Origin of the sequence: Pseudomonas monsensis, from assembly GCF_014268495.2 — a bacterium.
Taxonomy (GTDB): domain Bacteria; phylum Pseudomonadota; class Gammaproteobacteria; order Pseudomonadales; family Pseudomonadaceae; genus Aquipseudomonas; species Aquipseudomonas monsensis.
This window is the reverse complement of sequence record NZ_CP077087.1, coordinates 1,466,053-1,483,583: the sequence shown is the minus strand read 5'-3', so window position 1 is coordinate 1,483,583 and position 17,531 is coordinate 1,466,053. Positions and strand designations below refer to the sequence as shown.

The following is a 17,531-nucleotide window of genomic DNA, read 5'->3' as shown; positions in this document are numbered from 1 at the left end:
ATAAGACGGTCGGCTCCCGGGTACGGGAGCAACAATGGCCACACAAGAAAAGAGATCGCGGAAAATGGCTGGCGCGCAAACCCCGATGTGTACCGCGTTGTTGATCGACGGCGAACTGGTCGCCGGGCAGGGTTTTGTCGAACCGATTCTCAACCCGGCCACCGGAGAAATCCTTACGCACATCGCCGAGGCCAGCACTGAGCAGGTCGAAGCCGCCATCCTCGCCGCCCATCGCGCCTTCGCCGAATGGTCGCGCACCACACCGCAGCAACGCTCGAACCTGTTGCTCGATATCGCCAACGCCGTTGAAAAACACGCCGACCACCTCGCCCGTCTCGAATCGTTGAACTGCGGCAAGCCGTTGCACCTGGCGCGTCAGGACGATCTGACCGCCACTGTCGATGTGTTTCGCTTCTTCGCCGGCGCCGTGCGCTGCCAGACCGGTCAGCTCAGCGGCGAATACCTGCCGGGCTACACCAGCATGGTGCGCCGTGATCCGATTGGTGTGGTCGCCTCGATTGCGCCGTGGAACTACCCGATCATGATGGCCGCGTGGAAGATCGCCCCGGCCCTCGCCGCCGGCAACACGCTGGTGTTCAAACCGTCCGAACACACGCCGTTGTCGATCCTCGCACTGGCGCCAGCACTGGCCGAAATCCTGCCGCGTGGAGTGATCAACATCATCTGCGGTGGCGGCGAAGGCGTCGGCAGCCATTTGGTCGGCCACGCGAAGGTGCGCATGGTCTCGCTGACCGGCGATATCGTCACCGGCCAGAAGATCCTGCAGGCTGCGGCGAAAACCCTGAAACGCACGCATCTGGAACTCGGCGGCAAAGCGCCGGTGATTGTCTGCAATGACGCCGACATTCAAGCGGTGGTCGAAGGCGTGCGCACCTACGGTTACTACAATGCCGGCCAGGACTGCACCGCCGCCTGCCGGATCTACGCGCAGGCCGGGATTCACGACAAACTGGTCGCCGAACTCGGCGCCGCCGTCGGTAGTCTGCGTTTCGCCGGTAAACGCGATGCCGACAACGAGATCGGCCCGCTGATCAGCACCCGCCAGCGCGACCGCGTCGCCAGCTTCGTCGAACGCGCCCTCGGTCAGCCACACATCGAGCGCGTGACCGGTGCGGCGGTGCATTCCGGTGCCGGCTTCTACTATCAACCGACCTTGCTCGCCGGTTGCAAACAGACTGACGAAATCGTCCAGCGCGAAGTGTTCGGCCCGGTGGTCACCGTGACCCGTTTCGACGAGCTTTCGCAGGCCGTCGACTGGGCCAACGATTCGGAATACGGCCTCGCTTCGTCGGTGTGGACGCAGAATCTGGACAAGGCGATGCAGGTCGCCGCCCGCTTGCAGTACGGCTGCACGTGGATCAACAGCCATTTCATGCTGGTCAGCGAAATGCCCCACGGCGGACTGAAACGTTCGGGTTACGGCAAAGACTTGTCCAGCGACTCGCTGCAGGACTACAGCGTGGTGCGACACATCATGGCCCGGCATAGCCGGGAGCTTTAAGCGGCGAGCTACAAGCCGCAAGTTAAAAGCAAATCCGCTGTGTCTTGCAGCTTGGAGCTTGGAGCTTGCGACTACTCTTAACAAAAACCTAATAAACAAAGAGGTGTGTCCCATGTTCGTGCACAAGACCGCACTGTTCAGTGCAATCACCACGGCTTTGCTGGCCAGCGCCAGCCTGCAAGCCGCCGAGCCGCTGAAGGCCGTCGGCGCCGGCGAAGGTCAGCTGGATATCGTGGCGTGGCCGGGTTACATCGAACGTGGCGAAAGCGACAAGGCCTACGACTGGGTGACCGGTTTCGAGCAGGAAACCGGCTGCAAGGTCAACGTGAAGACCGCCGCCACTTCTGACGAAATGGTCAGCCTGATGGCCAAGGGCGGTTACGACCTGGTCACTGCGTCGGGCGATGCGTCGCTGCGGTTGATCGTCGGCAAGCGCGTGCAACCGATCAACACTGCGTTGATCCCGAACTGGAACACCCTCGACCCGCGCCTGAAAGATGCGCCGTGGTACGTGGTCAACAAGCAGACCTACGGCACCCCGTACCAGTGGGGCCCGAACGTGCTGATGTACAACAGCAACGTGTTCAAGACACCGCCGACCAGTTGGAACGTGCTGTTCGACGCGCAGAACTTCCCCGACGGCAAGCCAAACAAGGGCCGTGTGCAGGCGTATGACGGGCCGATCTACATTGCCGACGCGGCGCTGTACCTGAAGACCGCCAAGCCTGAACTGGGGATCAAGGACCCGTATCAACTCACCGAAGATCAGTACAAAGCCGTGCTTGAACTGTTGCGCCAGCAGCAGCCGCTGATCCACCGCTACTGGCATGACACCACGGTGCAGATGAGCGACTTCAAGAACGAAGGCGTGGTCGCGTCCAGCGCCTGGCCATATCAGGTCAACGGTCTGATCAACGAGAAGCAGCCGATCGCCTCGACCATCCCGAAAGAAGGCGCCACCGGCTGGGCCGACACCACCATGCTGCACGCCGAAGCCAAGCACCCGAACTGCGCCTACAAGTGGATGGACTGGTCGTTGAAACCGAAAGTCCAGGGTGATGTGGCGGCGTGGTTTGGTTCGTTGCCAGCGGTGCCAGCGGCGTGCAAGGAGAGCGAATTGCTCGGCGCTGAAGGTTGCAAGACCAACGGTTTCGACCAGTTCGACAAGATCGCCTTCTGGAAAACCCCACAGGCTGAGGGTGGCAAGTTTGTGCCTTATAGCCGCTGGACTCAGGACTACATCGCGATCATGGGCGGGCGCTAAGCCCGGGAGCACCTCGGTCGAGCTTCCTTTCCCCCTTGGGGGAGAGGGCTGGGGTGAGGGGGTAGCTTTTGACTTTGCTCTTGATTGAAGGGCAATGGCCAATAAAGCCACCCTCACCCCCCGCCCTCTCCCGGAGGGAGAGGGAGCTAAGAGCGGATCGCATCTCGCCCGCCGAATGAGGGCGCTAAGAGCGGATCGTATCTCGCTCGCCGAATGAGGGCGCTAAGAGCGGATCGCATTCACCGTTAGATGTTTCAGATTTTTCAGAAGTCCAGGCAGGGCCGCTGCGACGGCCCGCGCCTTTTTGGAGCACCGCACCATGACGCTTGCAGTCCAGTTCACCAACGTTTCCCGGCAGTTCGGCGAAGTGAAGGCCGTTGACCGGGTTTCCATCGACATCCAGGACGGCGAGTTCTTTTCCATGCTCGGCCCATCCGGCTCGGGCAAAACCACGTGCCTGCGCCTGATTGCCGGTTTCGAACAACCGAGCGCCGGCTCGATCCGCATCCACGGCGCCGAGGCGGCTGGCCTGCCGCCGTACCAACGTGACGTCAACACCGTATTCCAGGATTACGCGCTGTTCCCGCACATGAACGTACTGGACAACGTCGCCTACGGTTTGAAGGTCAAAGGCGTGAGCAGAACCGAGCGCCATAAACGCGCTGAAGAGGCGTTGGACATGGTCGCCCTCGGCGGTTACGGGGCACGCAAGCCAGTGCAGTTGTCCGGCGGTCAGCGCCAACGTGTCGCCCTCGCCCGCGCGCTGGTCAATCGTCCGCGCGTGCTGTTGCTGGATGAACCCCTTGGTGCTCTCGACCTCAAGCTGCGCGAGCAAATGCAAAGCGAACTGAAGAAACTGCAGCGCCAACTCGGCATCACCTTCATCTTCGTCACTCACGACCAGACCGAAGCGCTGTCGATGTCCGATCGCGTCGCAGTCTTCAACAAGGGCCGCATCGAACAGGTCGACACTCCGCGCAATCTGTACATGAAACCGACCACCACATTCGTCGCCGAATTCGTCGGCACCTCGAACGTGATTCGTGGCGACCTGGCACGCCAGCTCAGCGGCCATCCGCAGCCGTTTTCGATCCGCCCGGAACATGTGCGTTTCGCCGAAGGCCCGCTGGCCGCCCACGAGATCGAAGTCAGCGGCCTGCTCCACGACATCCAGTATCAGGGCAGTGCCACGCGCTATGAACTGAAGCTGGAAAACGGCCAGACCCTGAGCATCAGCCACGCCAACAATCAGTGGCTCGACAGCAGCGCGCAGCATCAGACCGGCCAGCGCCTCAGTGCACGCTGGGCGCGGGAAGCCATGGTTGCGCTGCACGACACCGTTGCCGGCGAGGTGTGAGATGAGCACGCTCGCGATGACTCAATCGCCGCCCTTGCGCCGGTTTTCCAACCTGCTCTATCGCAAGCCCAACCTGTATTTGTCGCTGCTGCTGGTGCCGCCGTTGCTGTGGTTCGGCGCGATCTACCTCGGTTCACTGCTGGTGCTGTTGTGGCAGGGTTTCTACACCTTCGACGACTTCACCATGGCGGTCACCCCTGACCTGACGCTGGCCAATTTTGCCGCGCTGTTTCAGCCGTCGAACTTCGACATCATCCTGCGCACGCTGGGCATGGCCATCGTTGTGTCAATCGCCAGCGCCATCGTCGCGTTCCCGATTGCCTACTACATGGCGCGCTATACCACCGGCAAGACCAAGGCGTTTTTCTACATCGCGGTGATGATGCCGATGTGGGCCAGTTACATCGTCAAGGCTTACGCCTGGACGTTGCTGTTGGCCAAGGGCGGCGTGGCGCAGTGGTTCGTGCAGCACTTGGGGCTGGAGCCGGTGTTGCAGTTCATCCTCGGCATTCCCGGCGTGGGCGGCAGCACCTTGTCGACCTCGCATCTGGGGCGGTTCATGGTGTTCGTCTACATCTGGCTGCCGTTCATGATTTTGCCGATTCAGGCGTCGCTGGAGCGCTTGCCGCCATCGCTGTTGCAGGCTTCCGCCGACCTCGGCGCCAAGCCGCGCCAGACGTTCATGCAGGTGATTTTGCCGCTGTCCATTCCCGGGATTGCGGCAGGTTCGATCTTCACTTTTTCGCTGACCCTGGGCGACTTCATCGTGCCGCAATTGGTCGGGCCGCCCGGCTACTTCGTCGGCAGCATGGTCTACGCGCAGCAAGGTGCGATCGGCAACATGCCAATGGCGGCGGCGTTCACGCTGGTGCCGATTGTGTTGATCGCGGTTTACCTGTCTATCGTCAAACGTCTGGGGGCCTTCGATGCGCTCTAATTCAGAAAAGCAGGGGGACAAAGCCTCTCCAGGCCTGAAAATCGCGGCCTGGGGCGGGTTGGTGTTTCTGCACTTCCCGATCCTGATCATCTTCCTCTACGCCTTCAACACCGAAGAGGCCGCGTTCAGTTTTCCGCCGAAGGGCTTCACGTTGCACTGGTTCAGCGTGGCGTTTTCGCGGCCGGACGTTTTGGAGGCGATCAAGCTTTCATTGCAGATCGCAGCCATTGCCACGTTGATTGCGATGGTGCTCGGCACCTTGGCTTCGGCAGCGCTGTACCGCCGGGATTTCTTCGGCAAGCAGGGCATTTCGCTGATGCTGATCCTGCCGATTGCGCTGCCCGGGATCATCACCGGGATTGCCTTGCTGGCGACGTTCAAGACGCTGGGGATCGAGCCGGGGATGTTCACCATCATCGTCGGTCACGCGACCTTCTGTGTGGTGATCGTCTACAACAACGTCATCGCCCGCCTGCGCCGGACTTCGCACAGTCTGATCGAGGCCTCGATGGACCTCGGCGCCGATGGCTGGCAGACCTTCCGCTACATCATCCTGCCGAACCTCGGCTCGGCGTTACTGGCGGGCGGCATGCTGGCGTTCGCGCTGTCGTTCGACGAAATCATCGTCACCACGTTTACCGCCGGGCATGAACGCACGTTGCCGTTATGGCTGCTCAATCAGCTGAGCCGGCCACGGGATGTGCCGGTGACCAACGTCGTCGCCATGCTGGTGATGATGGTGACCATGTTGCCGATTCTGGGCGCGTATTACCTGACACGCGGTGGCGAAAGCGTCGCCGGCAGTGGCGGTAAATAAACATCCAACAGACACCCAAAATCCCCCTGTGGGAGCGAGCCTGCTCGCGAAGAGGCCGTCACACCCGACATTGATGTCGACTGATACACCGCTTTCGCGAGCAAGCTCGCTCCCACAGGGCTCTCGATTCGGCCAGAACAATAAAAGTGTTAGTGAGGACAAAATCATGCAAACCAGACTCTTGATCAACGGCCAACTGGTCAACGGCGAAGGCCCGGCGCAGGCGGTGCTCAACCCTTCCCTCGGTGAAGTATTGGTGGAAATCAATGAAGCCTCCGAGGCTCAGGTCGATGCCGCCGTACGCGCCGCCGACAGCGCTTTTGCCGACTGGTCGCAAACCACGCCGAAAGATCGTTCGCTGCTGCTGCTCAGACTCGCCGACGCCATCGAAGCCCACGGCGAAGAACTGGCGAAACTCGAATCCGCCAACTGCGGCAAACCCTACAGCGCCGCGCTCAACGACGAGATCCCGGCAATCGCCGACGTGTTCCGCTTCTTCGCCGGCGCCAGCCGTTGCATGAGCGGTTCGGCGGCTGGCGAATACCTGCCCGGCCACACCTCAATGATCCGCCGCGACCCGGTGGGCGTGATCGCCTCCATCGCACCGTGGAACTACCCGCTGATGATGGTCGCCTGGAAAATCGCCCCGGCCCTCGCTGCCGGTAATACCGTGGTGCTCAAGCCGTCGGAACAAACCCCGCTGACCGCGTTGCGTCTGGCCGAACTGGCGTCGGACATCTTCCCGGCCGGTGTGCTCAATCTGGTGTTCGGTCGTGGTCCTACCGTGGGCAGTCCGCTGGTCACGCATCCGAAAGTGCGCATGGTCTCGCTGACCGGTTCGATCGCCACCGGTTCGAACATCATTTCCAGCACCGCCGACAGCGTCAAACGCATGCACATGGAACTGGGCGGCAAGGCGCCAGTGATCATCTTCGATGACGCTGACATCGACGCTGCGGTTGAAGGCATCCGTACCTTTGGTTTCTACAACGCCGGGCAGGATTGCACCGCTGCGTGCCGGATCTACGCGCAGCAAGGCATCTACGAACAGTTCGTCGAGAAGCTCGGCGCAGCGGTCAGCAGCATCAAATACGGCTTACAGGATGATCCGTCCACCGAGCTGGGACCGCTGATCACTGCGCAGCATCGCGACCGCGTCGCCGGGTTTGTCGAACGTGCCGTGGCGCAGCCGCACATCCGTTTGATCACCGGTGGCAAGGCTGTTGAGGGCAACGGTTTCTTCTTCGAACCGACGGTGCTGGCCGACGCGCAACAGGATGACGAAATCGTCCGCCGCGAAGTGTTCGGGCCGGTGGTCTCGGTGACCAAATTCACCGATGAAGCGCAGGCGCTGGAATGGGCCAACGATTCGGACTACGGCCTCGCCTCCTCGGTGTGGACGGCGGATGTAGGACGCGCACATCGCTTGTCCGCCCGTTTGCAGTACGGCTGCACCTGGGTCAACACGCACTTCATGCTGGTCAGCGAAATGCCCCATGGCGGTCAGAAATTGTCCGGCTACGGCAAGGACATGTCCATGTATGGGCTGGAGGACTACACCACGGTTCGGCATGTGATGTTCAAGCACTAAAAGCATCGCCAGCAGGCTGGCTCCTACAGGGATCGCATTCCAAATTGTAGGAGTGAGCCTGCTCGCGATGGCGTCACCCCGGCTTCAAGGCAGAAACCGGCTCTGCGCACCACCAGGATTCAACACCTGACAATAACTACCGACCCGGGCGGCGCCCACCAAGCCCCGCCACGGCCTCGGCCATCCGAAATCTGCCGATTTCACGGAGCAAACACACATGAGTGCCTCACCCGATCTCGCCGCCGTTGCCGACAGCGATGCCGAACAACTGCGCCAGCTGGGCTACACCTCGAACTTCAACCGCAGCATGAGCCTGTGGGAAAACTTCGCTTTGGGCTTCACTTATCTGTCACCGGTTGTAGGGGTTTATACCCTGTTCGGCCTGTGCCTCGCCGCCGGCGGCCCACCGATGTTCTGGGCTTACTTGCTGGTCGGTTGCGGCCAGTTACTGGTGTGCCTGATCTTCGGCGAAGTGGTTTCGCAGTTCCCGATTTCCGGTGGCGTTTACCCTTGGGCGCGCCGTTTAGTGGGCAAGAAATGGGCGTGGATGGTCGGCTGGATCTACTCCATCGCCCTGTGTGTAACCATCGCCGCCGTGGCCGTCGGTGCCGGCCCGTACCTCGCGGCCATGCTGGGTTTTGAGCCAAGCAATAACACCAACATCGTCATCGCTCTGGTGCTGACCCTGTTCGCCACGCTGGTCAACCTGAGCGGCACCAAAGCACTGGCGCGGATCGCCATGTTCGGCTTCCTCTGCGAACTGGTCGGCGCGGTGATCGTCGGCGTTTACCTGCTGGTGTTCGAGCGTCACCAACCGCTGAGCGTACTGTTCAACACCTTCGACATCAGCGTCGACGGCTCGTACCTGCCGGCATTTCTCACCGCCTCGCTGGCGGGGATGTTCCTCTACTACGGCTTCGAGGCCTGTGGCGACGTCGCCGAAGAAACCCCGAACCCCAGCGCAAAAATCCCGGTGGCGATGCGCATGACCATCTACATCGGCGGCATCGCGGCGATGTTCGCCTGCCTGGCGCTGATCCTCGCCGTGCCAGACATGCAAGCGGTGATCAACGGCACCGACAAGGACCCGGTCACCACCATCCTCAACAACGCCTTCGGCCCAATCGGCTCGAAAGTGGTGATGGGCGTGGTGATGATTTCCTTCATCTCCTGCGTCATCAGCCTGCAGGCCGCCGCGAGCCGTCTGCTGTACTCCTACGCTCGCGACGAAATGGTCATCGGCAGCCGCCTGCTGAAGAAGATTTCTCCTACGACTCAAGTGCCGGTTGCCGCGCTGTTCGTGTCCGGCGTCCTGCCGGCCCTGATCATCGCCCTCGGCTTCTTCCTGCAAGACGCCGTGGCCACCATCGTCAGCTTCGCCGCCATCGGCATCTACCTCGCGTTCCAGATGATCGTCCTGGCCGCGCTGTACGCCCGCAGCAAAGGCTGGAAACCGAGCGGCAAATTCACCCTCGGCGCCTGGGGCTGGCCGGTGAACATCGGCGCGCTGGTGTACGGCGTCGGCGCGATCATCAACATGGCCTGGCCACGTACGCCGGATGCGGCGTGGTACGTGAACTATGCGATGGTGTTGAGCACCGCGATCGTGATTGGCTTGGGGCTGGTTTATATGTGGATTGGCAAGCCGTATGACCATGGCAAGGCGCCGTCTGGGGATGCTTGGAAGGTGAGTCGCTAGAGAGAAATAACCTGCCCGCAGTAATGCGGGCACGGTTTGTGATGCTAGATCAGTTGAGGCTTTGAAAGGGTTTCGAACTCATCGATCAATAAGTGAATTTCAGTGCTTGGGTTGTGTTCGCCACTAAGGGCGACATCCTCAAGAACTTTGGGGGCCAGCGCTCTAGCCTGCTGAAATGGCTTTCCGAGTAGTTGAGCGAAGTAGCTGACGTCTTTGCCTTTCTGATAGTCAGCCATGCAGGGTTTTGCTCTGAGGCTCTTGGTCACCAAATCAGCCGGAGAGTTTTTTCCGACTGTGCTGAACGGTTTGCGACTGTAGCCAAAGTGCAGTAGTAGCCAAAACTCGAAGCACGGATAAGATGCGATGACTTGGATTTTTGGATAAGACTTCGCCGCATTCAACGCTCGCTCGAAGCACACGTGGGTGTCTCGATCCAAAACACAGAACACCTTATCGAAGCTTTTTTGCCTTACGACTGCTCGCTCAACAATGCCGCTTGGATGTGTAACACCGCAGTGGACGATCTCAACCTGAGCCTTGGCCCGAAAGTAAAACGCGGCTTCCTCCAGATAACGTTTCCCTGACTTACTGTCTTCACACAACACCAGCACCTTAGGCTGCGGTTTGAAGCGGGGAGCCTTGCGATCAAACGATTTGAACGAACTCACTACCCTCACCCCCGCCTTATCAGCGGCAGCCCGCGATAACGCCCTTCGAAGTAACGCTTCTCGACATCCTCGCTTTCCCGGCCTCCAAAATCGTGTACGGAAAACAGGCTCGTGGCGCCATGCGCATCACGCTCTGTAATCCAGAACTGGTCACGCCGCAGAATCTTTTCATTCATCAGATGGGTATCGTGTGTCGTGAAAATCAGTTGGGTATCCAAGCCACTGTCCAGATGCTTTGCGATCAAGTCAGCGACGATTTCGGGATGAAGACTGCTATTCAGTTCGTCGACACAGAGGATCCCACTGCCACCGGCCTGATTCATCATGAACCAGGGCAACCAGAAACCAATCAGGTTCTTGGTTCCGCAAGACTCCTCCGAGAAGTCGAACTGCGCATCGCCTGATATGCTGGAGTGCGTGAGGGTCAGTTTGTCCTTTTGAGCCGCCGCGAAGAACTCCTTCAAGGTCAGTTTTCTGTTGCTAAAGTCTGCAGAGGCGTCATCCGGGTCGAGCCGTATCGCAGACACAGGAATATCCAGCGCACTGAGAAAATCGCGCAGGTTGCTCGTATGATTTTTGACCATTTGCAGAAAGCGAATCGAGGCTGTGGATAAGCCAAGCATGTTGTTCTGTTCTATGACTAGCAGTCCGGTTTGAAACCAATTAAATGGAGTGCGCAGTTGACTCAACTCTTCGCTGCTATGAGTAACGGCTTGTGCAATAAACAGCATCGTCGGACTGGTCAATCGGCGCCAGGCGCAATGCACTTCCTTGCCGCCCTCAAGGGTTTTACCAAACAGGTAATGCTCACCTTCAGCATCAAACCGGCGGTCATAAAGCAGTGTTTCCTTACCTTTCGGGTAAGCAGTCAGTTGTTCCTGAACAATCCTCTGTGCGGTCAACCCGAGGACAAACCGATAGCGCAGTCCGCCCTGAATAAAGTCGTACTCAAAGACACTGGGCGCATCGCTCAGAGTGCCATCAAATCGAAAAGGTGAAACGGGCAGCGCTTCGTCATTTGAACCACGTGGTGTCGCTAGCAAGCGTCCGACGATGCCCATTGCGCGGATCAGTGAAGACTTTCCGGAGGCGTTCGGACCGTAAATAGCTGCAACCTTCAACAGCTCCGGAAGCTTTTCTGCGCTCGTGGAGGCTTTGAACGTATTGCGCGTTTTGCTCAGACGAGGGCTCGCCGCCATGGACAGGGTTTGCCTGTCCCGAAATGAGCGGTAATTGGATACCGAGAATTCGATCAACATGGAGAAAACCTGCAGTTCATTGCTTGGGTTTTCATGAATAAACGAAAAAACAGGCTTCAGATGCAGACAGACTGCAGCGAGTGCAAAAACAGGCATTTCCTACAGACATAGCCTTCCTGAAAAAGCCCCGTTTCCTACAGTTTTTGTCGATAGAGCAGACTTGGCGCGTAGAACACACGGCAGATAGTCTTCTTTCCGGCTGTGAAATCAGCAGCCCGGTGTCGAAGCCGGAACAAAATCAACATGGCGCAACCGCGCTCATTTGAGTGGCGGCTCTATTTTCAATATTGGAGTCGACAAATGCCTAAACACATCAAAAACACCTCTGAAAACTTTCCTTACTTCACCCCCACCGCCTTCACCCGCCACAACCGCTTCCTCCACGCCTTCATGCAAGACCACGAAACCTGGTTCTGCGTGCAAGATCTCGGTCGCTTGATGGGTTACCCCCTGAACGAACGCCTCACCCTGAAACTCGATCCCGACCAACGTCGCCATGTCCTCCTACGTCGGGACGGCGAAATCGTCGATTGCGCGATGGTCAGCGAGTCCGGCCTGTTTGCCCTGCTCGTCCATCACTTCGTCCCGGAAAACCGTCACCTGCGCCAATGGCTGAGCCATGAAGTCATCCCGATGCTGCGCGAAACCCAATCAAGCCCTGTGGAAAACCACCCGAGCCTGAGCTCAATGCATTGGGCAGGCGTCACGGTGCCGTTGCTGCACTGGCAACAGCAAGCGTGGGTCAAATGGCGGGATGTGCCGGAGTTGATGCACGGCCAGCGGCCGTATCCAGTACTGGGAACGTGTAGCTGATCCAAATAAAAAAGGGGCGGACCTTTCAGTCCGCCCCTTTTTATTTCCACTCAAAACCGCGAAACACTCCGCATCGCATCCACCAGATAGCGCATCGCAATCCGGTCCCCTTCTGATAGCTCTCGATAACGCTCCACCAGTTTCAGTTCGTCGGAGCTCAACCGACGTCTTTTGCGGCCGCTGCCGAGGCAGGGAAAGATGCCCAACATTTCGGTGATGCCTTGTATTTTTGCCATGGACGATGTCCTTCTCTAATACGTCAAAGAACTGCTAAACCACCACATCGCCCTGCCCCTTACAGCAGTGTCGTGTGCCTCACCGGTTCTTCTGGTCACACCGGTCATGCCCATAGAATAGAAATTAAATCGGCGCTGAAAAGCAGTTTTTAGAGTAATTAGTCGAAAAAAGCAGATATGCCGTGTAAATCAGAACGCCCTGTCAGACTTTTAACCGACATGTCTTGTTTCATTGACACACTGGCGTAGTGAATCAACGAATTTTGCTCGGCGAGCGAACCGTTTAAGCTAGCCGGCATCTGTTTATAGTCCGTTGCGTTTGGCCGAAGGCTTGTCCGAACCGTTATTTCTGATCCAGCACGTGCCAGGAAAGGCGCGGGATTGCACACGACAGGTTGTATTTATGCACCGCAGGAATTTGCTCAAAGCGTCCATGGCCATTGCGGCTTACACCGGTCTTTCGGCCACCGGCCTGCTGGCCACCCGTGCGTGGGCAGCCAATGGCGGCGCCGCCGATGGCGAGGCGCAGGCGTTCGACTTCGAAGCGCTGAAGCGCCAGGCCAAGCAACTGGCCGGCAACGCTTATCAGGACACCAAACAGGTGCTGCCGCCGACACTGGCGACCATGACCCCGCAAAACTTCAACGCGATCCGCTACGACGGCGAGCATTCGTTGTGGAAGGAGAACAAGGGTCAACTGGACGTGCAGTTCTTCCACGTCGGCATGGGTTTCCGTCAGCCGGTGCGCATGTACAGCGTCGATCCCAAGACCCGCACCGCCCGCGAGGTGCATTTCCGCCCGGCGCTGTTCAACTATGAAAACACTTCGGTCGACACGCAGCAGTTGAAAGGTGATCTGGGTTTCGCCGGCTTCAAACTGTTCAAGGCACCGGAGCTGGATCGCCATGACGTGGTGTCGTTCCTCGGCGCCAGCTATTTCCGTGCGGTGGATGCGACTGGCCAATATGGCCTCTCCGCTCGCGGCCTGGCGATCGACACTTACGCCAAGAAGCGCGAAGAATTCCCTGACTTCACCAAATTCTGGTTCGAGACGCCGGATCAGAACGCCACGCGTTTTGTCGTCTACGCGCTGCTCGATTCGCCGAGTGCGACCGGCGCCTACCGCTTCGACATCGACTGCCAGGCCGAACGCGTGGTGATGGAAGTCGACGCCCACATCAATGCGCGCACCGCCATCGAACAACTGGGCATTTCACCGATGACCAGCATGTTCAGTTGCGGCACTCACGAACGCCGCATGTGCGACACCATCCACCCGCAAATCCACGACTCCGATCGCCTGGCGATGTGGCGCGGCAACGGCGAGTGGATCTGCCGCCCGCTGAACAACCCGGCGACCCTGCAGTTCAACGCTTTTGCCGACAAGGATCCAAAAGGCTTCGGTCTGGTGCAGACCGACCATGAGTTCGCCAACTATCAGGATACCGTCGACTGGTACAGCAAGCGCCCAAGCCTGTGGGTCGAACCGACCACAGCATGGGGCGAAGGCTCTATTGATCTGCTGGAAATTCCTACAACCGGCGAAACCCTGGACAACATCGTTGCGTTCTGGACGCCGAAGAAACCGGTGGCGGCCGGCGACTCGCTGAATTACGGCTACAAGCTCTACTGGAGCGCCCTGCCGCCGGTCGGCACGCCATTGGCGCGGGTGCATGCAACCCGTTCCGGCATGGGCGGCTTTACTGAAGGCTGGGCACCGGGCGAGCATTATCCGCCGGTGTGGGCCCGCCGTTTTGCCGTGGACTTCACCGGAGGCGGCCTGGATCGCCTGCCGCAGGGCACCGGGATCGAACCGGTGGTCACGTGTTCCAACGGCAAGGTGCAGGACTTCAGCGTGCTGGTGCTCGACGACATCAAGGGTTACCGGATCCTGTTCGACTGGTACCCGACCAATGACAGCGTCGAGCCGGTGGAACTGCGTTTGTTCATTCGCACCAATGACCGCACGCTGAGCGAGACCTGGTTGTACCAGTACTTCCCGCCGGCGCCGGACAAGCGCAAGTACCCTTGATGATTTGAGGCGCCTGCACGGGCCTCATCGCTGGCAAGCCAGCTCCCACAGTGATGGGTGTTGATCACAGATTTTGCGTACGCCACCAAATCTGTGGGAGCTGGCTTGCCAGCGATGGCGGCAGCATCGCAGCGAAAGACCAACAGACAAAACAAAGCCCCGGCCATCACTGACCGGGGCTTTTTGCTTTATTGCGACTCACTCAATCGCGCAAGTCTGACTCGTGAATCGGCTGATCACGATGAGTGGCGCGCTGATATTGCGCCGGCCACACCGCTTTGCGCCCACCCAGATCATCGTCGGCGTGCAGCGGCCAGTACGGATCACGCAGCAGCTCACGGGCGAGGAAGATGATGTCGGCCTGACAGGTGCGCAGAATGTGCTCAGCCTGCGCCGGCTCGGTAATCATGCCCACAGTGCCAGTGGCGATGCCTGACTCCTTACGCACACGTTCGGCGAAGCGCGTCTGATAGCCCGGCCCCACTGGAATCTCGGCATTCGCTGCGGTGCCACCCGAAGACACATCAATGAGATCCGCGCCAAGCGTGTGCAGGCGTCGCGCCAGCTCCACGGTTTCATCCGGGTTCCAGCCGTCCTCCACCCAGTCAGTGGCCGATACGCGGACAAACACCGGCAATTCCTCAGGCCAGACCGCCCTCACCGCCTCGGTGACTTGCAGCACCAGGCGAATGCGGTTTTCAAACGAACCACCATATTGATCGCGGCGCTGATTGCTCAGTGGCGAAAGAAACTGATGCAATAGATAACCGTGCGCGGCATGCACCTCAACCACACTGAAACCCGCCGTCAACGCTCGTTTGGCAGCATCGACAAAGGCCTGAATGACATCAGCGATCTGCCCTTCATCCAGCTGTTTCGGTTGCGTGTGTTGCGGGTCGAAAGCAATCGGCGAAGGCCCGACCGGGGTCCAGCCGCCATCATCGGGTTTGACGCTGCCATGCTTGCCGATCCACGGCCGATGGGTGCTGGCCTTGCGCCCGGCATGGGCCAGTTGGATGCCGGCGACCGCGCCTTGGGACGTAATAAATCGGGTAATGCGTTGCAACGGTGCAATCTGTTCGTCGTTCCACAGACCGAGGTCTTCAGCGGTAATCCGCCCGTCGGCGGTGACCGCCGTGGCTTCGGTGAAGACCAGGCCGGCGCCGCCGACGGCGCGACTGCCGAGGTGCACCAGATGCCAGTCGTTGGCCAGGCCGTCGACGCTGGAATACTGGCACATCGGCGACACGGCGATGCGATTGGGCAGGGTCAGTTGGCGAAGGGTGAAGGGTTCAAGCAGCAGACTCATGGGGCACCTCTCGAATCAGTGGGCAGGCTCCAGGGTTCTGTTTGAATAGTCGACGAGTGACAGGAAAAAGGTACAACACCCGCCCCCGCGGGCAAAACATTCGACAAGACGTCACAAGGCCAATCAAGCAGTGCTTAGAGCCTAGTCGACAACTGAGGAGGAGGCAGGGTTCAGAGTAATTCTGTGTGTGAAAGTCGGCCTTCGCGAGCAAGCCCGCTCACAAGAACAACTCCGTCCAGCTGGGAGCGGGCTTGCTCGCGAATGGCGTCAGCGCGGTTCGATGTGGGCAATCATCAGTTGCACGGTCTCGTTGCCACGAAACTCGTTGACGTCGAGCTTGTAGGCCAGTTCAACCCATTGAATGGTCGGATTCGGCCAGACATCGCGGTCGATACCAAAGGCAATGCCGTCGAGCTTCACCGAACCGCACTCGCTTTTCAGCACCACTTTCAGATGCCGCTCACCCACCACACGCTGCTCGACCAACTGAAACACGCCGTGGAACAGCGGCTCCGGGAAGTGCTGGCCCCAAGGCCCGGCATGGCGCAAGGCACGGGCCAGTTCGAGGTGGAATTCCTCAACCGCCAGTGTTCCGTCCGACAGCATGCGCCCGGTCAGGTCTTCTTCGCGAAGTTGCCGACGCACTTCAGCATCGAATGCCTCGGCGAACAGCGCAAAATTCTCCTGTGGCAAGGTCAGGCCGGCCGCCATGGCGTGACCACCGTATTTGGCAATCAGGTTCGGATGCTGCGCCGCCACCACGCTCAGGGCGTCGCGAATATGGAAGCCCTGCACAGAACGCCCGGAGCCCTTGAGCAGACCGTCACCGGCATCAGCGAAGGCAATGGTCGGACGGAAATAACGCTCTTTCATCCGCGACGCGAGAATACCGATGACGCCCTGGTGCCACTCGGGATCGAACAGGCACAGACCGAACGGCATCGACTCCACCGGCAAGTCCTTGAGTTGGGCCAGCGCCTCGCGCTGCATGCCCTGCTCGATGGATTTGCGATCCTGATTCATGCCGTCCAGTTGCGCGGCCATTTCCCGAGCGCGGTTGGCGTCGGCGGTCAGCAGGCATTCGATACCCAGACTCATGTCGTCCAGGCGCCCCGCCGCGTTCAGGCGTGGGCCGACGATAAAACCGAGGTCGGTGGACGTAATACGTGCAGCGTCGCGCTTGGCCACTTCGAGGATCGCCTTGATCCCCGGCCGTGCGCGCCCGGCGCGAATCCGCTCCAGGCCCTGATGCACCAGAATCCGGTTGTTGGCATCCAGCGGCACCACGTCGGCAACGCTGCCCAGCGCCACCAGATCGAGCAGTTCGCCGATATTCGGTTGTGGTTTGCTCTCGTACCAGCCGAGGCTGCGCAGGCGCGCACGCAAGGCCATCAGTACATAGAAAATCACGCCCACGCCGGCCAGCGCCTTGCTCGGAAATTCGCAGCCCGGCTGGTTCGGGTTGACCAGCGCATCGGCCTGCGGCAGTTCATCGCCGGGCAAGTGGTGGTCAGTGATCAAGACCTTGAGCCCGGCCTTTTTCGCAGCGGCCACGCCTTCGACACTGGAGATGCCGTTGTCGACGGTAATCAGCAACTGCGGCTCGCGGGTCAGGGCGACTTCGACGATTTCCGGGGTCAGGCCATAGCCGTATTCGAAGCGGTTCGGCACCAGATAATCGACATGCGCCGCGCCCAACAGGCGCAACCCGAGCATGCCCACGGTGCTGGCGGTCGCACCGTCCGCATCGAAGTCGCCAACGATCAGAATGCGCTGGCGCTGCTCCAGTGCCGTCACCAGCAAGTCGACCGCCGCATCAATGCCCTTGAGTTGCTGGAACGGGATCAAGCGCGCCAGGCTCTTGTCCAGTTCGGCCTCGGACTGCACGCCCCGCGCGGCGTACAGGCGGGTCAACAGCGGTGGAATATCACCGAGAAAAGGCAGAGTGGCAGGCAGCTGACGAGGTTCGATACGCATGGGGTGACAGAAACTTCTCTTGAATACGTGGGTTTAATCCGGTGGCGGCG

14 protein-coding genes are annotated in these 17,531 nt (G+C 59.6%); 9 read left to right on the top strand and 5 right to left on the bottom strand.

Annotated features, from left to right (window positions below; translation table 11 throughout):
- Positions 1–34 precede the first annotated feature (34 nt).
- From HV782_RS06315 to HV782_RS06285, 7 genes are all read left to right on the top strand, one after another.
- A complete protein-coding gene (locus HV782_RS06315; protein WP_186745070.1) occupies positions 35–1,522 on the top strand; it encodes a gamma-aminobutyraldehyde dehydrogenase in 1,488 nt (495 codons plus the stop codon).
- Positions 1,523–1,634: 112 nt separating this feature from the next.
- A complete protein-coding gene (ydcS, locus tag HV782_RS06310) occupies positions 1,635–2,786 on the top strand; it encodes a putative ABC transporter substrate-binding protein YdcS (protein WP_186745068.1) in 1,152 nt (383 codons plus the stop codon).
- A gap of 319 nt (positions 2,787–3,105) precedes the next feature.
- Positions 3,106–4,143 (top strand): ABC transporter ATP-binding protein, encoded by a 1,038-nt coding sequence (locus tag HV782_RS06305; protein ID WP_123464989.1) that lies wholly within the window; start codon positions 3,106–3,108, stop codon positions 4,141–4,143.
- A gap of 1 nt (position 4,144) precedes the next feature.
- Positions 4,145–5,080 (top strand): ABC transporter permease, encoded by a 936-nt coding sequence (locus HV782_RS06300; protein ID WP_186745065.1) that lies wholly within the window; start codon positions 4,145–4,147, stop codon positions 5,078–5,080.
- On the top strand, positions 5,070–5,897 hold the full coding sequence (locus HV782_RS06295) for an ABC transporter permease (protein WP_186745063.1): 828 nt from the start codon (positions 5,070–5,072) through the stop codon (positions 5,895–5,897). Before HV782_RS06300 ends, HV782_RS06295 begins: the two co-directional genes overlap by 11 nt.
- 166 nt (positions 5,898–6,063) lie before the next feature.
- On the top strand, positions 6,064–7,488 hold the full coding sequence (locus HV782_RS06290; protein WP_186745061.1) for a gamma-aminobutyraldehyde dehydrogenase: 1,425 nt from the start codon (positions 6,064–6,066) through the stop codon (positions 7,486–7,488).
- Between the two features lie 217 nt (positions 7,489–7,705).
- Positions 7,706–9,187, top strand: a complete 1,482-nt coding sequence (locus HV782_RS06285) for an APC family permease (RefSeq protein WP_186745059.1) — start codon at positions 7,706–7,708, stop codon at positions 9,185–9,187.
- Positions 9,188–9,231: 44 nt separating this feature from the next.
- On the opposite strand, the gene HV782_RS06280 is transcribed toward HV782_RS06285, so the two are convergent.
- Together HV782_RS06280 and HV782_RS06275 are read right to left on the bottom strand one after the other, a co-directional pair.
- Positions 9,232–9,864 (bottom strand): RloB family protein, encoded by a 633-nt coding sequence (locus HV782_RS06280; protein WP_186745057.1) that lies wholly within the window; start codon positions 9,862–9,864, stop codon positions 9,232–9,234.
- Positions 9,861–11,114, bottom strand: coding sequence for an AAA family ATPase (locus tag HV782_RS06275; protein ID WP_186745055.1), 1,254 nt, complete (start codon positions 11,112–11,114; stop codon positions 9,861–9,863). The genes HV782_RS06280 and HV782_RS06275 overlap by 4 nt, the downstream gene beginning before the upstream one ends.
- Positions 11,115–11,414: 300 nt before the next feature.
- Between HV782_RS06275 and HV782_RS06270 the strand changes: the two genes are divergently transcribed.
- A complete protein-coding gene (locus tag HV782_RS06270) occupies positions 11,415–11,927 on the top strand; it encodes a BRO-N domain-containing protein (RefSeq protein ID WP_186745053.1) in 513 nt (170 codons plus the stop codon).
- 50 nt (positions 11,928–11,977) lie between these two features.
- Here the strand turns inward: HV782_RS06270 and HV782_RS06265 are convergent, their stop codons facing one another.
- On the bottom strand, positions 11,978–12,163 hold the full coding sequence (locus HV782_RS06265) for a hypothetical protein (RefSeq protein WP_123464975.1): 186 nt from the start codon (positions 12,161–12,163) through the stop codon (positions 11,978–11,980).
- Between the two features lie 403 nt (positions 12,164–12,566).
- Here HV782_RS06265 and HV782_RS06260 point away from each other — a divergent pair, with 403 nt between their 5' ends.
- Complete coding sequence (locus tag HV782_RS06260) at positions 12,567–14,195, top strand: glucan biosynthesis protein D (protein ID WP_186745051.1); 1,629 nt, start codon at positions 12,567–12,569, stop codon at positions 14,193–14,195.
- A gap of 202 nt (positions 14,196–14,397) precedes the next feature.
- Here the strand turns inward: HV782_RS06260 and HV782_RS06255 are convergent, their stop codons facing one another.
- Both HV782_RS06255 and recJ read right to left on the bottom strand, forming a co-directional pair.
- Entirely contained in the window at positions 14,398–15,504 is a 1,107-nt protein-coding gene (locus HV782_RS06255; RefSeq protein WP_186745049.1) for an NADH:flavin oxidoreductase/NADH oxidase, read from the bottom strand.
- A 267-nt stretch (positions 15,505–15,771) separates the two neighbouring features.
- Positions 15,772–17,481 (bottom strand): single-stranded-DNA-specific exonuclease RecJ, encoded by a 1,710-nt coding sequence (recJ, locus tag HV782_RS06250; protein ID WP_128615251.1) that lies wholly within the window; start codon positions 17,479–17,481, stop codon positions 15,772–15,774.
- Positions 17,482–17,531: the final 50 nt, after the last annotated feature.